12 protein-coding genes and 1 tRNA gene are annotated in these 14,718 nt (G+C 36.7%); 5 read left to right on the top strand and 8 right to left on the bottom strand.

Annotated features, from left to right (window positions below; genetic code table 11):
* Nucleotide 1: 1 nt before the first annotated feature.
* The 7 genes from miaB to DYR29_RS14465 form a co-directional block, all read right to left on the bottom strand.
* Complete coding sequence (gene miaB, locus DYR29_RS14435) at nucleotides 2-1,438, bottom strand: tRNA (N6-isopentenyl adenosine(37)-C2)-methylthiotransferase MiaB (RefSeq protein WP_213277420.1); 1,437 nt, start codon at nucleotides 1,436-1,438, stop codon at nucleotides 2-4.
* Nucleotides 1,439-1,521: 83 nt separating this feature from the next.
* Nucleotides 1,522-2,247: an energy transducer TonB gene (locus DYR29_RS14440; RefSeq protein WP_213277421.1), complete on the bottom strand. Its 726-nt coding sequence runs from the start codon at nucleotides 2,245-2,247 to the stop codon at nucleotides 1,522-1,524.
* A gap of 17 nt (nucleotides 2,248-2,264) precedes the next feature.
* Nucleotides 2,265-2,747 carry a hypothetical protein gene (locus DYR29_RS14445; RefSeq protein ID WP_249413506.1) on the bottom strand — a complete coding sequence of 161 codons (483 nt, stop codon included), beginning with the start codon at nucleotides 2,745-2,747 and terminating at the stop codon, nucleotides 2,265-2,267.
* A gap of 129 nt (nucleotides 2,748-2,876) precedes the next feature.
* Nucleotides 2,877-4,610, bottom strand: a complete 1,734-nt coding sequence (locus tag DYR29_RS14450; protein ID WP_213277422.1) for a thiamine pyrophosphate-dependent enzyme — start codon at nucleotides 4,608-4,610, stop codon at nucleotides 2,877-2,879.
* Nucleotides 4,611-4,882: 272 nt separating this feature from the next.
* Nucleotides 4,883-6,085 (bottom strand): diaminopimelate decarboxylase, encoded by a 1,203-nt coding sequence (gene lysA / locus DYR29_RS14455; RefSeq protein ID WP_174774481.1) that lies wholly within the window; start codon nucleotides 6,083-6,085, stop codon nucleotides 4,883-4,885.
* A 261-nt stretch (nucleotides 6,086-6,346) separates the two neighbouring features.
* Nucleotides 6,347-7,570, bottom strand: a complete 1,224-nt coding sequence (locus DYR29_RS14460; protein ID WP_213277423.1) for a 3'-5' exonuclease — start codon at nucleotides 7,568-7,570, stop codon at nucleotides 6,347-6,349.
* A gap of 148 nt (nucleotides 7,571-7,718) precedes the next feature.
* Nucleotides 7,719-9,245 carry a helicase HerA-like domain-containing protein gene (locus DYR29_RS14465; RefSeq protein ID WP_213277424.1) on the bottom strand — a complete coding sequence of 509 codons (1,527 nt, stop codon included), beginning with the start codon at nucleotides 9,243-9,245 and terminating at the stop codon, nucleotides 7,719-7,721.
* Between the two features lie 340 nt (nucleotides 9,246-9,585).
* On the opposite strand from DYR29_RS14465, the gene DYR29_RS14470 reads away from it, so the two are divergent.
* Entirely contained in the window at nucleotides 9,586-10,995 is a 1,410-nt protein-coding gene (locus DYR29_RS14470) for an MBL fold metallo-hydrolase (RefSeq protein WP_213277425.1), read from the top strand.
* Nucleotides 10,996-11,053: 58 nt separating this feature from the next.
* The gene (locus DYR29_RS14475; RefSeq protein ID WP_213277426.1) at nucleotides 11,054-11,353 is read left to right on the top strand and encodes a thioredoxin family protein; all 300 of its coding nucleotides are present in this window, start codon (nucleotides 11,054-11,056) and stop codon (nucleotides 11,351-11,353) included.
* 54 nt (nucleotides 11,354-11,407) lie between these two features.
* On the opposite strand, the gene DYR29_RS14480 is transcribed toward DYR29_RS14475, so the two are convergent.
* The gene (locus DYR29_RS14480; RefSeq protein WP_213277427.1) at nucleotides 11,408-12,160 is read right to left on the bottom strand and encodes a nitrilase-related carbon-nitrogen hydrolase; all 753 of its coding nucleotides are present in this window, start codon (nucleotides 12,158-12,160) and stop codon (nucleotides 11,408-11,410) included.
* Nucleotides 12,161-12,382: 222 nt separating this feature from the next.
* Between DYR29_RS14480 and DYR29_RS14485 the strand changes: the two genes are divergently transcribed.
* The 3 genes from DYR29_RS14485 to DYR29_RS14495 all read left to right on the top strand — a co-directional run bounded on the left by DYR29_RS14485 (nucleotide 12,383) and on the right by DYR29_RS14495 (nucleotide 14,574).
* Complete coding sequence (locus DYR29_RS14485; protein ID WP_047381880.1) at nucleotides 12,383-12,823, top strand: DUF6646 family protein; 441 nt, start codon at nucleotides 12,383-12,385, stop codon at nucleotides 12,821-12,823.
* Between the two features lie 106 nt (nucleotides 12,824-12,929).
* The gene (gene rseP / locus DYR29_RS14490; protein WP_213277428.1) at nucleotides 12,930-14,420 is read left to right on the top strand and encodes an RIP metalloprotease RseP; all 1,491 of its coding nucleotides are present in this window, start codon (nucleotides 12,930-12,932) and stop codon (nucleotides 14,418-14,420) included.
* An 80-nt stretch (nucleotides 14,421-14,500) separates the two neighbouring features.
* A tRNA-Asn gene (locus tag DYR29_RS14495) sits at nucleotides 14,501-14,574 on the top strand.
* Nucleotides 14,575-14,718: the final 144 nt, after the last annotated feature.

Raw genomic sequence — 14,718 nt, forward strand, 5'->3', positions numbered from 1 at the left:
GTTATTCCGCTGTTCTCCCTAAAAGCGTGCCTTGTGTATTGTCATAGACAAAAACGTTCACAATGTCACCTATTTTCTGTCCTTCAAGCTGATCAAAGACACATACGGCATTCTGAGAGTTTCTTCCTTTCCATTGGTTTTTATTCTTTTTGGAAATTCCTTCAATCAGAATCTGATGCATTCTTCCTACATAAGATTTCATTCTTTGTTTTGAAAGCTCGCCCTGAAGGGCAATAACCTCAGCAAGACGTCTCTGCTTCACATCGGCAGGAATATTGTCTTCCATTTTCTTGTGAGCCGGAGTTCCCGGTCTTTCCGAGTAAGCAAACATATACCCGTAGTCATATTCCACTTCTCTCATCAGGCTTAAGGTATCCTGGTGGTCTTCTTCTGATTCATTACAGAATCCAACGATCATATCCTGAGAAAAAGCTACTTCCGGAACAATTTCTTTTGCTTTTTTAATCAGATCAAGGTATTCTTCACGGGTATGCTGTCTGTTCATCGCTTCAAGCATATTATTGCTTCCGCTTTGTACAGGAAGGTGTACATATTTACAGATGTTATCGTGTTTTGCCATCATTTTAAATACATCCAGGCTCATATCCTGCGGATTTGAAGTGGAGAATCTTATTCTTAATTCCGGAACAGCTTTAGCCACCAAATCAAGCAATTGAGCAAAATTTACAGCAGTTGCCTTCTGCATTTCAGAAGCTTTGGCAAAATCTTTTTTAGGCCCTCCTCCGTACCAAAGGTAAGAGTCTACGTTCTGTCCTAAAAGGGTAATTTCTTTATATCCGTTGTTGGCAAGATCTTTACACTCATCTATGATAGAGTGTGGGTCACGGCTTCTTTCTCTTCCTCTGGTAAAAGGAACCACACAGAATGTACACATGTTATCACAACCTCTGGTAATGGTAACAAAAGCGGTAACACCGTTTCCTCCTAAACGAACAGGATTGATATCTGCATAGGTTTCTTCTTTGGAAAGGATCACGTTAATTGCATCTCTTCCATCGTCAGTTTCTTTTAAAAGATTAGGTAAATCTCTATAGGCATCAGGACCTACAACAAGGTCAACTAGCTGTTCTTCTTCTAAAAATTTGGTTTTTAATCTTTCCGCCATACAACCTAAAACTCCCACCGTCATATTCGGTTTTTCTTTTTTCAGGTTTTTGAATTGAGAAAGACGCATTCTCACGGTCTGTTCTGCTTTTTCCCGGATGGAACATGTATTTAAAAGAATCAGGTCAGCTTCTTCAACTTTCATTGTTGTATTATAACCCTGTTCATTGAGAATGGATGCAACAATTTCAGAGTCAGAGAAGTTCATCTGACAGCCATAGCTTTCTAAAAACAGTTTTTTAGAGTTCTCCGGTCTTTCTGCAATAGCAAAAGCTTCGCCCTGTTTTGTTTCGTCTATATATTTTTCCTGCACGATAATCAATTTAAGGTTCGCAATTTTAAATTACGAACAAATAAGTTTGCAAAGATACAAAATATTGTGACAGAATGTCAGGATTATCTTTCAGTAAATGTTATTGAAAACTGTACCGGAAATGAAATCCTCTCAACAATAGGAATATCTTTATAGAAAGCTGGTATCCAGATTTTTTTCATCCTTGCAAGAGTCCGCATAAAATCAATATTGAAATTTTTATTATCAACTTCAGGATAAATTCTGGGATTAGTAATATATCCGTCTTTACTGATATAGAACTCCAGATTTACTTTCCCATTAAGCTGATAATCTGAAAAAATCGTCATAAAATTATCATGAAATAAGGTATGAAAAACTTTAGATCCTTCAGGGTATTTGGTATGCGCTACAAATTTATTGGCATCATAACCAGGCTGATAATTGCTCATTACATCTTTTGGATATAAAATAAACTCAGTAATAGCTCCAATTTTCCAGCCTTTTGCTTCAGCCGGCTTCCATTTTTTAAGATTTTTAAGAATTTCTCTGGAAAGATCATATGCACATTTGTTCCTTGCAATATTAGCCGTATCCTGATCTTTAATAAATTTAACTTCAGATTTTTCGGTGATGATAATTCTAGGTTGATAAATTTCTTTATCATCACATTCCTTCAATTTACTATTAATAAGAAATTCATGAACATCTTTGTAAAAATTAACCATTCCTCCTTCATAAAAGGTTTGTTTCTCCGGATATTCATCAAGTATCTGCGCCTTATAAAGAGATACAAAAGCCAGAAAAAATATAATAAAAGTCTTTTTCATTATTGTGTTTAAATTATTTAATCAATATCTGCTGACATTGAAGAGAAGTTCATTTTAACTTTAATCTGTGAAGCTACAGGCTGCCCGCTGCAAGACGCCGGCGTCCAGTTTTTCTTTATTCTTCTTACGACATACTGCATGTCATCAAAAAAAACTTCGCTGTTCTGTACTTTAGGCATTCCTTTTATATCTACAACTTTTCCTTTGTCATCAAGCACCAAAGTAAATATAAAGTCTCCTGTCAGCGCATAGAAATCCGAATTCAGATAAGCATACATATACTTATTCAGGATATCTTTGTAAGCCGCAACTCCACCTTCATAAGCTGCCGGTTTAAAATCATTACATTTCACAGCAACCTGCATAAAAGGTTCTTTAATATCTATTTTTAAAAGGGTTTTATTACTATCTCTTATGAAGGAATCATCCCGTTCTTCCTGATCTTGTGCAAATGAAAAATTCACTGCACACAAAGCCAAAAATAAAAGTACTGTTCTCATAATTGTTTACTAATAATAAGCAAAGGTAAATATTTAGCACATTTATAAAAAAGAAAAACTTCACGCAAAGCATGAAGTTTCACATATAAATTCTGAATTTCAGAGAACTTTCCAATTATTTATTTCTTCTTACAGCAGGCCTTTGATGTGTTTATAATTGGTCTTTACTGTTTCAAAAACCTCATCCATTTTACCGCCAAGCATCAGTTGAGCCATAGATTTGGTCATTCCCATGATCTGATCAAATTCAATTTTAGGAGGAAGAGCCAGTGCATTGGGATTGGTAAAAATATTCAGAAGATAAGGTCCGTTGTGATCTAAGCATTCTTTGATCGCGCTTTCCACTTCTTCGGGAAGATGTACATTCTTACCGGGATATCCCATTGCATGGGCTACCATAGCAAAGTCGGGATTGATCATATCTGTTTCATTATCGGGCATTCCGCCGACTTCCATTTCAAGCTTTACCATTCCCAGCGTTCTGTTGTTGAAAACGATCAGTTTTATCGGTAATTTATACTGAAAAATAGTCGCCATATCTCCTAACAGCATAGATAATCCTCCATCCCCACACATGGCAATAACCTCTTTTTCAGGATGGGCTAAAGCAGCTCCGATTGCCATTGGCATTGCATTGGCCATTGATCCATGATTAAAAGACCCAAGCATTTTCCTTTCTCCTGTTCCTGTAATAAACCGGGCTCCCCAAACACAGCACATTCCGGTATCAACAGTAAAAATAGCATCTTTTTTGGCAAGCTTATCTAAAGTATGGGCCACATATTCCGGCTGAATGGCATTTTCTTTTCCAAAATCTTTTACATATTCCAACTGACTTTCTTTTACTTTATCATAAAACGCCAGCTGCTCATTCAGAAAGTGAACATCTGTTTTTTCTTCCAATAAAGGGAGCAATGCTTTTATCGTTTCTTTGATGTCTCCTGCAAGGCCTAATTCCAGCTTTGCCCTTCTTCCCAATCTTTCCGGACTTTCATCTATCTGTACAATTTTATTTTTTACCGGCATGAATTTCTGATACGGAAAATCGGTTCCTAAAAGAAGAACCAGATCTGCTTCGTGCATTGCATGATATGCTGAAGGAAATCCCAGCAGCCCGGTCAGTCCCACTTCATTAGGATTATTAGGCTGAATGGCCATTTTTCCCCGGAATGAATATCCTACAGGTGCTTTTAAAAGTTTAGACAGCTCTATAACTTCTGCACTCGCTTCACCCGCTCCGACTCCGCAGTATAATGTTACTTTTTTGCTTCCATTCACTAATGTTGCCAGTTTCTTCAATTCATCATCAGAGGGTCTTATAACAGGATTGGTTTTAAAAACTTGGGTAGAAGTAGATCCTTCTTCTGCATCCAGTTCGGAAACATCTCCCGGAAGACCTATTACTGCAACTCCTTTTTTCGAAATTGCATGTTGAATAGCAGTCTGAACAGTTCTCTGCACCTGTTCTGGACGTGTAATCATCTGGTTATAGTAACTGCAATCATCAAAGAGTTTTATTGTATTGGTTTCCTGAAAGTAATCCATTCCCATTTCATCACTGGGAATCGTAGAGGCAATCACCAGCATAGGAACATGGGATCTGTGTGCTTCATATACTCCATTGATAAGGTGAACGTGTCCCGGGCCGCAACTTCCTGCACATACTGCCAAGCCATCTAATTCGGCCTCTGCAGCAGCTGCATAAGCTCCTACTTCCTCGTGTCTTACATGGATCCATTGGATGCTGCTTTTTTTGACGGCAATATTCAGATGGTTGAGACTGTCACCCGTCACTGCATAAATTCTTTTCACATTGGCATTTTCGAGCATTTCAACAATCTGCTCTGCAATATTTTTTGCCATAATTATTTGTTTTGGTAGTTATTTTTTGATGAAAATAGTATTTGACAGAAAGAAAAATCTTCCTATGTCTATCAAATTTAGCTAATAAAATTGGAACTTTCACCCGGCTTCAATGTTAAAAATTTGTAATTTAATTTTGAGTTTTTGACTATTTAAGCCCATACGTTTTAGAAATTCATGAGGCTTAGTCCATCAATAATAACCTAACGTATTAATCTCAAAACAAAAACAGCCACCCAAAAAGGCGGCTGTTCATATATTATCGTCTGAGTTTACATCACAACTTCGATCTGATTTCTCAGTAAGTCTTCAAACTCATCTCTTTTACGGATCAGGTGGGCTTTCCCGTCCAGGAATAACACTTCTGCAGGTTTTAATCTTGAGTTGAAGTTGGAACTCATTTCAAAACCATAAGCTCCTGCATTATGGAAGGCAAGAATATCTCCTTCTCTTACTTCGTTCAGTTTTCTGTCCCAAGCGAAAGTATCTGTTTCACAAATGTTTCCTACTACGGTATAAATTCTTTCTGCTCCTTTTGGATTGGATAAGTTTTCAATCATGTGGTAAGAATCATAGAACATTGGACGGATAAGGTGATTGAATCCGGAATTCACTCCCACAAAAACAGTAGCCGTTGTCTGCTTGATCACATTAGCTTTTACCAATAAATATCCGCTTTTCCCAACTAAGAATTTCCCTGGTTCAAACCATAACTCGAATTTTTTTCCTGTAGATTTTGAAAATTCAGAAATTACTTTTTCTACTTTTTTTCCTAATGTTCTTACATCAGTTTCTTCCTCACTATCCTGATAAGGGATTTTGAAACCACTTCCCATATCCAGATATTTCAGGTTCGGGAAATGCTCGGAAAGCTCTAACATGATTTCCAAAGCCTGTAAAAATACATCCGGATCTTTGATCTCACTTCCTGTGTGCATATGAAGTCCTTCCACATTCAGGTTTGTACTTTTCATCACTCTTTCGATGTGACGAACCTGGTGAATGGAAATCCCGAATTTACTATCGATATGCCCTGTTGAAATTTTATAATTCCCTCCGGCAAAAATATGCGGGTTGATTCTTACTAAAATAGGATAGGTATTTCCATACTTGTTCCCGAATTGCTCAAGAATAGAAATGTTATCAATGTTTATATGAACACCAAAAGTCATTGCTTCCTCTATTTCAGCCAAGTCAACACAATTTGGAGTAAACAATATTTTCTCTTTTGAGAATCCTGCTTTTAATCCAAGTTTAACTTCATTAATAGATACACAATCCAAAGAAGCACCCAGGTTCTTGACATACTTAAGGATATTGATATTCGTCAATGCCTTCGCTGCATAGAAGAACTTTGTATGTTTTAAAAAAGAAGATGTAAGTTTTTCGTATTGAACTTTGATGGACTCCGCATCATAAACATACACCGGTGTACCAAACTCATTGGCAATCTTTAGTAATTCTTTTGAATTCATAATTTCATTTTAACATAAAAAAAGGCAGATCCTTCGAAAAAAGAGTCTGCCACATTGATTATTTTTTATGCAAGACAACTCTTTTAAATATTCCAAACCTTAGAGAACTTTACAGCTCCCTTTTTTCCAGTTTTTATTTGTTTAAAATTTTGCATTGCTACTATTTATTTTTTGCAAAAATACTATTTATTTTTTATTTTACGAAAATTGATTTGAAACGTAACTTCTTCCGATAAAATGGATAACGCTTAAATTTCTCTGTTATTTTGGCAACGGCAGCGTCTCAAAGTCGCCTCGAAGCAGTGCCAGCTGCAATTCATTATTCAAATCTGCAGAAGATAACGGAAGATCAATTTTTAATTTAGCCAGCTTACTGAGAGTCTGAATCTGCGTGAACAGTTCATAAAAACCAAATGAAATCACTTTTCCGTTTTCGATGATTAAAAATAATTTTTCACCCAATTTTCTTCCCGGCCCCAGCCACAGTTCATTTCTTTTTCTGAATTCAATTTTCTGCTTCAACGCCGTATAATCATTAAACTCCTCCTGCAAACCAATAAATTGAACCGCTTTTGTTCCCTGGGTAAATGATCTGAATTTCAAGCCCGGTTTTTCTGTTTTATTGAGCGTGTTTTTTTCAACAACATATTTATTATTCCTGAAATAAAGCCCGAAAGGCAGTACTTCTTTCTTTTTAATATTCTTTGAATTCAAAATCAGCTTTGCAATAATATCTGTTCCTGTAAGTTCAAAATTAATCTGCTCAACCTCTTTTTGAATATTCTCCCATTTCTTCGATTTGGAATTGAAAACCTTTTTGGAAAACTTGTTGATATCCTGAACATAATCCGAGAAAATAATACGGCCTGCTTCATCCTGAAAATAGACAAAGCCTTTATCATTAGGAAGATCCTGAGTAAGCTCTTTGATCTTATTGATATAGGTTTTTGCATTAGATTCATCGTGCTGTTTCTGAATGATTTCGTTTTCAGTATCTTTTGAAACCAGGAGTTTAAAAAGTTCCAGCGTAGCTCTTGCATCACCTTCAGCCCTGTGATGATTGGTCAAAGGAATCCCCAGTGATTTCACCAGCTTCCCCAGCGAGTAACTTACCTCATCGGGAATCAGTTTTTTCGCTAAAGGAATAGTATCTAAAGTATTGATTTTAAAATCATAACCAAGCCTTTTGAAGGACTGGCGAAGCATTCTGTAATCAAAATCAATATTATGACCTACCAATGTTGTATTTTGAGTTATTTCTATAACTCTTTTGGCAATTTCATGAAATTTCGGAGCGGTTTTGACCATTTTTGGGGTAATACTGGTCAGTTTCTGTACAAAAGGAGTAATATCACTTTCAGGGTTTACAAGGGATATAAACTGGTCCGTAATTTTCTGACCATCATATCTGTAGATGGCGATATCGATAATGCATTCATTTCTATAACCTGCACCATTACTTTCTATATCTATAATTGAATACATTGAATGTGTGTTAACTGCTGTTTTGTCATTGATATTAAAACCGTGCTTTATTCCCCGATAAAATCCGGTTCTATTTTTACTGTTATGTAAAGATAACCTGCTAAAATAACAAAAAATATATCAAAATATAGCAGGTTATCTTTCAAAATTATCTTCTTCTGCCTCCCAAACCAAACATTCCGAGAATAGCTTTTGCTCCTTCTCTCATTAATGTATTGGTAAAAGTACGGCCGGCTTTACTCTGTAACACCTGTTCAAACATTCCCGGCTCTTCTTTCACAGGTCTTGTTTTTTGTGCAGGAGTGGGATTTTGTGCCGCCTGCTCCATTCTGTTGGTCAGCATTTCGTAAGCGGATTCTCTGTCAATAGCCTGCTCGTATTTTGCAACCATTGCTGATTTACCTGTCAGATCAGAGATTTCCGCTTCACTCAGAACATCCATTCTTGATTCCGGAGAGATCAGATAAGTATGTACTAATGGAGTAGGTATTCCTTTTTCATCCAGAGCGGTAACAAATGCTTCCCCAATTCCTAAGTTCTGGATCAGGCTGGAAGCATTATAGTATTCTGTAGTAGGATAGTTTTCAACAGCTTTGGAAATTTCTTTTTTATCTTTTGCTGTAAAACCTCTCAATGCATGCTGGATTTTTAATCCTAATTGAGAAAGCACATTTTCAGGAACATCTCCCGGAATCTGGGTAATGAAATAGATCCCAACCCCTTTGGAACGAATTAGCTTTACCATCGTTTCAATCTGTGAAAGAAGTGCTTTGGAAGCTTCGTCAAAAATCAGGTGTGCCTCATCTATGAATAATACAAGCTTTGGTTTACCGCTATCTCCTTCTTCCGGAAATGTCATATAAATTTCAGCAAAAAGTGAAAGCATAAAGGTTGAGAAAAGCTGTGGTTTATTCTGAATGTCAGATACTCTTAAAATATTGACTACTCCTTTTCCATCTCTTGTTTCCAGTAAATCCTGAACATCAAAGCTTAATTCACCAAAGAAGCCTGCTGCTCCCTGCTGTTCTAAAGCAACGATAGATCTTAAAATTGTTCCTAAAGATGCTGGCGCAATAGATCCGTAATTTGCTGCAAGCTCAGCTTTTCCTTGTGCATTATCCGTCACATATTGCAGGACTTTCTTCAAATCATTAAGGTCAATCAAGGGAAGGCCTTTATCATCACAGTATTTGAAGACAATAGACATAATGCTTTGCTGAGTATCATTAAGTTCAAGGATTTTACTTAGCAAAACGGGTCCAAATTCCGTAACGGTAGCTCTCAATTTTACACCTTCACCACCGGAAATACTCATCAGTTCTACGGGAAAACCCTGTGGATTATAAGGAAGCTGTGTTTTAGCATATCTTTCTTCAATGATAGGATTCATCTGGCCTGCTTCTGCAATCCCGGAGAAATCTCCTTTAATATCAAGAACCAAAGAAGGAATTCCCGCATGGGAAAGCTGCTCTGCAAACACCTGCAATGTCTTTGTTTTACCAGTACCCGTGGCTCCGGCAATCAGACCATGACGGTTAATTGTTTTCAAGGGAATGGTTACATTTACTTCTGTAACAACTTCTCCATCCAGCATTCCTTTTCCTAATATAATATGTTCTCCTTTTGGAGTGTATCTAGCGTTGAGTTCTTCAATAAATTGTGTTTTGTCTGCCATCTGATCGCTTTTTTAACTTATAAATATAAAATTTTTGGAGAATATTTAAAGATATTTTCCAATGAACTTATCTTTATTTCTTCGAAAAATAAAATTTGCATCTGCATAAACAAATTTCAAACCATATGTATTAATCTGTTAACAATAGATGATTCTCAGAAGACATGATAAAAAACAGCATTTGCAAATTCACAAGTTGTAAGGCATTCTTTTTGCTGAAAAACACACCAGATTAAACATTCGTTTAACAAAGTATTGAAAGAAACTATCAATGGGATTTAACATTTCATTTAGAATTTATCTAATACTTTGTATCTTTAACTCATTAAAAAAAGACCCAATGAAAATTGAACAAATATATACGGGCTGTCTGGCTCAGGGTGCCTATTATATTGTATCAGAGAATGAAGCTGTCATTATAGATCCACTAAGAGAAGTAAAACCTTATCTTGACCGTCTGGAAAAAGACAATGTCACTTTAAAATATATTTTTGAAACTCACTTCCACGCTGATTTTGTATCCGGACATTTGGATCTAAGCAAAAAAACAGGTGCTCCTATTGTATACGGACCTACTGCTGCTCCTGAATTTGAAGCAATTATTGCTGAAGACAACCAGATTTTTGAAATCGGAAAGGTAAAAATAAAGGTAATGCATACGCCGGGACACACGATGGAAAGCAGCACTTATCTTTTAATCGATGAAAATGGTGTTGAAAAGGCAATTTTCACGGGTGACACCCTGTTTTTAGGTGATGTCGGAAGACCGGACCTTGCCCAGAAGGCCACTAATCTTACCCAGGAAGACCTTGCAGGAATTCTGTACGACAGTCTTCAGAACAAAATCATGCCATTGGATGACAGCATCACTGTTTATCCTGCTCATGGCGCAGGTTCTGCCTGTGGAAAAAATATGCAGAAGGAAACAGTGGATATTCTGGGAAACCAAAAGAAAACGAATTATGCGCTTAATCAACCAGACAAAGCATCTTTTATCAGAGAGGTTCTTGACGGTTTAACAGCACCACCGAAGTATTTCGGAATGAATGTCGCATTAAACAAAAGCGGATATGAAAGTCTGGACGTTGTAATGAACAAAGGATTACAGCCTGTAGCACCGGAAGATTTTGAAGCATTGGCTGAAGAAACCGGAGCATTAATTTTAGACACAAGAGGAGCGGCGGACTTCCATAAAGGATTTGTCCCAAACTCTATCAACATAGGATTGAAAGGTGATTTTGCCCCATGGGTAGGAAACCTTATCGTGGATGTAAAGCACCCTTTATTACTGGTAACAGATGAAGGGACTGAAGAAGAAGTAATTACAAGACTAAGCAGAGTTGGTTTTGATAATGTAGTAGGATATCTGAAAGGAAGTTTTGAAGCCTGGAAAAATGCAGGTAAGGAAACCGATGAGATCAAAAGAATCACTCCAGCTGAATTTGCTGAGCAGTTTACAGAAGATGCAAAAGTAATTGATGTAAGAAAACTGACTGAATATTCTGCAGAACATATTGATAATGCGTACAACAAGCCATTAGATGCAATCAGTGATTGGGCTCGCACGATTGATGATTCAGAACACTTTTTCCTTCACTGTGCAGGCGGATATAGAAGCATGATTGCAGCAAGCATCCTTAACTCACACGGAATCAGAAACTTCACTGAAATAGAAGGAGGTTTTAACGGTATAAAAAAGACCGAAAAATTCCCGACTACAGATTTTGTATGCCAATCCAAAACGTCGTAAGATATGAAAATTAAGTTTTTGGAACTTTTCTTAAAAACAAACTAATAAAACCAAAACTATGTCACAAAAATTTCAGGAAATCATTGATTCCGAAAGGCCGGTACTTATTGATTTTTTCGCAACATGGTGCCAACCCTGTAAAGTACAGTCTTCGGTATTAAATACCGTAAAAGAAAATATTGGCGAAGGAGCCAGAATTATAAAGGTAGATGTAGATCAATATCCTGCATTAGCAGCTCAGTATGGAGTTCGTGGAGTTCCTACTCTGGCGATCTTCAAAAAAGGAGAAATGCTATGGAAAGAAAGTGGAGTGCATGATGTGAATACATTAACCCATCTTCTCCAACAATATGTTTAGATAAATAGCAAAATAAAGGCTGAACTTCAAATGAATTTCAGCCTTTATTTTTTATTACAATTGAATGGAGAAACTATCCCGGTCATTCAAAAACTGGAAATGTTTTCTAAAATCTTTCAATTCATCCATATTTAATTCTGCGGATACAAGATTCCCTTGTTTTTCAGAAATTTCTTTTCCGTCACCAAAGAAACAGTGAGAACTTTCCTGATAAAAAAGGTCATTCCCATCGGTTCCTATTCTGTTTAAACCAAAAACAAAAGACAAATTCTCAATTGCCCGGGCTTTTAACAAATGTTCCCAAGCTCCTACTCTTTTCTCCGGCCAGTTGGCAACATATAAAATAGCATCATAGTCATCATTGTTTCTGGCAAAAACAGGAAAACGCAGGTCATAGCATACCTGAAGCAGAAATCGTATTCCCTGATATTCAACAATTACTCTCTCCTTTCCGGGTGTATACACTTTATCTTCTCCCGAAAAGGAAAATAAGTGCCTTTTATCATAAAAAGAGGGTTCACCATCCGGCTTTACAAAATACATTCTGTTGTAAAAGTTTCCGTTTTGTCCTACGGGAGCACTTCCACAGAAGGCAGCATTTTTATCTTTTGAAAGCTTTTTCAAAAATTCCAGTGATTCATTATTTCGGTCCGAAACTTCAGAAGCGTCCATACAGAAACCTGTTGAAAACATTTCAGGAAGAAGAAACAGATCCGCTTCCACATTTTGAAGTTCTTTTTCTATGAGTTTAAAATTCTCAGCTTTATTTTTCCAGATGATATCTAAATTAAGCCCTACAACTTTCATCTTTTATTCTTTTTAAATTATTACAAATCTGATGTATAAAAATACAGCTTTTATGATTACAAAAGGAGAATTAAACCGTTGAAAAAATAGTTTTATCCACAAAAACGGAGTTATATTTCTTAATAATTTATTAAAGTCTCGTCTTTTTACAATACTGTCATTCTTTCGGTTTCATTTTTGATAGAGATATTTTTTATTACTATCCTTAAAAATTTAAAATTTATGAAGAAATTGTTTTTTATGGTGACGATCTTCTTTTTTGGGGCTATGGCTAATGCTCAGGCCTGGACAGGAAAGGGAGATCAGAAAATACAACTGGGGCTGAGTGCCTGGGGATATGGAACCGGAGTAACGGGAACTTATGACTATGGGCTCAACAAGCTTATTTCAGTAGGAGCCGGGATTAATGGCTATTTTGACAATTACAAAAACAACGATAAGGATAACCGTGTTTTTGTTTTCGGAAGACTTAATTTCCACTTACAGGAAGCACTGAACCTGCCTTCAAAATGGGACATCTATCCTGGTGTAGACCTTGGAGTTCTTGGAAGAGACTTCGGAGTTGGCGCTCACATTGGAGCCCGTTATTTCTTCACAGAGAAAATAGGGGTATTTGCAGAAGTAGGTAATAATGGCAGTCTGGGTGTTTCTTTCAATTTATAATCATATCGTCTTTAAATATGACAAAGCTTCTCGTTTCGGGGAGCTTTTTTATTTGGCATAGTTTTGATAATTGTTACCTTTGCAAATTAAAATCTAAAATTTATTAATGGAAATAGCAATCAAACTTTTTCAGTTCATTCTGAGCATCTCTATACTTGTGCTTCTTCATGAGCTTGGGCATTTTTTACCCGCAATATGGTTTAAGACCAGAGCAGAAAAGTTTTTCCTGTTCTTTGATCCTTACTTCTCCATATTCTCCATGAAGAAAATCAACGGAAAATGGCAGTATAAGTTTTTATCAAAGAACCTGCCGGATTCTGAAGTAATAGAGGTAAACGGAAAGAAGGAAGAAGTTCCTATCGATATATCAAAACTTCCGGATAACGACTGGAGAAAACATCCTGAACAAACCAAATACGGGATCGGTTGGCTTCCTTTCGGAGGGTATGTGAAAATTGCCGGAATGGTGGATGAAAGTATGGATACTGCCCAGATGAAAAAACCGGCAGAACCATGGGAATTCAGATCAAAACCGGCCTGGCAGAGACTAATCATTATGTTGGGAGGAGTTACGGTTAACTTTTTCCTTGCATGGCTAATCTACAGTTGCCTGTCTTTCTTCAACGGAGAAACCTATACGGATATCACGAAATTCCAAAATGGTATTGAAGCTACTTCAGCCGGAAAGAAAATGGGATTCCAGAATGGTGACAAAATCATCAGCGTAGACGGAAAACCTGCAGAAAGACTTGAAAACACTTCAATCAATATTCTTTTAGGAGATCATGTTACTGTAAACAGAAACGGGCAGGAAGTTACTTTCCCGGTAAATGCTGACGGTGTTGCAGATGTTCTTAAACAGAGAGAAGCAAAATTGTATATCACTCCAAGAGTTTCTATGGTGATTGATTCATTGGCAACTCCTTCTTCTCAGGCATCAGGTCTTGCAAAAGGAGATAAAATTGTAGGAATCAACGGTAAAAAAGTAGCATTCTTTGATGAAGTAAGCACTCTTTTAAGTGAAAATAAAGGTAAAACGATTACTGTAGATGTTGAAAGAAATGGAGCTTTACAGACTTTACCAGCCGTTTCTGTTGATAAAAACGGAAAACTGGGTGTAGCAATTGATACAAAAAGCATCGCAAAAGCAATCGTAACGAATAAAAAATACTCTTTTGGAGAAGCTATTCCAAGAGGATTCACAAGAACTATTGAAGCATTAACAACTCAGGTTAAGCAGTTCAAAATCATGTTCAATTCTAAAGTTCAGGGTTATAAAAATGTAGGAGGTCCTATTGCGATTGTAAAAAATATGCCTGTAGATAAAGATGCAGACGGTAGCTTTAAAATCAACTGGGTTGCTTTCTGGAGCTTTACAGCAATGTTCTCCATATGGTTGGCATTCCTTAATCTTATTCCTATTCCGGGGCTTGATGGCGGACACGTTTTATTTACTTTATATGAAATTATTGTAGGGAAACCAGTTCCTCAGAAAGTTTTGGAAAACGCGCAGATGATTGGGGTTATCTTCCTGTTAGGATTGATGTTACTGATCTTTGGAAGCGATATCTTCAAGGTATTTACAGGGAAATTATAATTTTTTTAAAATTTTTCTTAAAAATATTTGTAGGGTATAAATATTCGTCCTATATTTGCACCACTTAAAACAAAGGACATTCCTCCTTAGCTCAGTTGGTTAGAGCATCTGACTGTTAATCAGAGGGTCGCTGGTTCGAGCCCAGCAGGAGGAGCAAAAAGACTTACAGAAATGTGAGTCTTTTTTTGTGCTTTAATCCGAACGATTGTAAAAGACAGATATCGGTAACTTATATTAACTTTTATCAAGTATCGATCTGCTTCACTGAATATTATCCACCTTTTTTAGCTATTTTTCA

The organism is Chryseobacterium indologenes (genome assembly GCF_018362995.1).
Classification (GTDB): Bacteria; Bacteroidota; Bacteroidia; order Flavobacteriales; family Weeksellaceae; genus Chryseobacterium; species Chryseobacterium indologenes_G.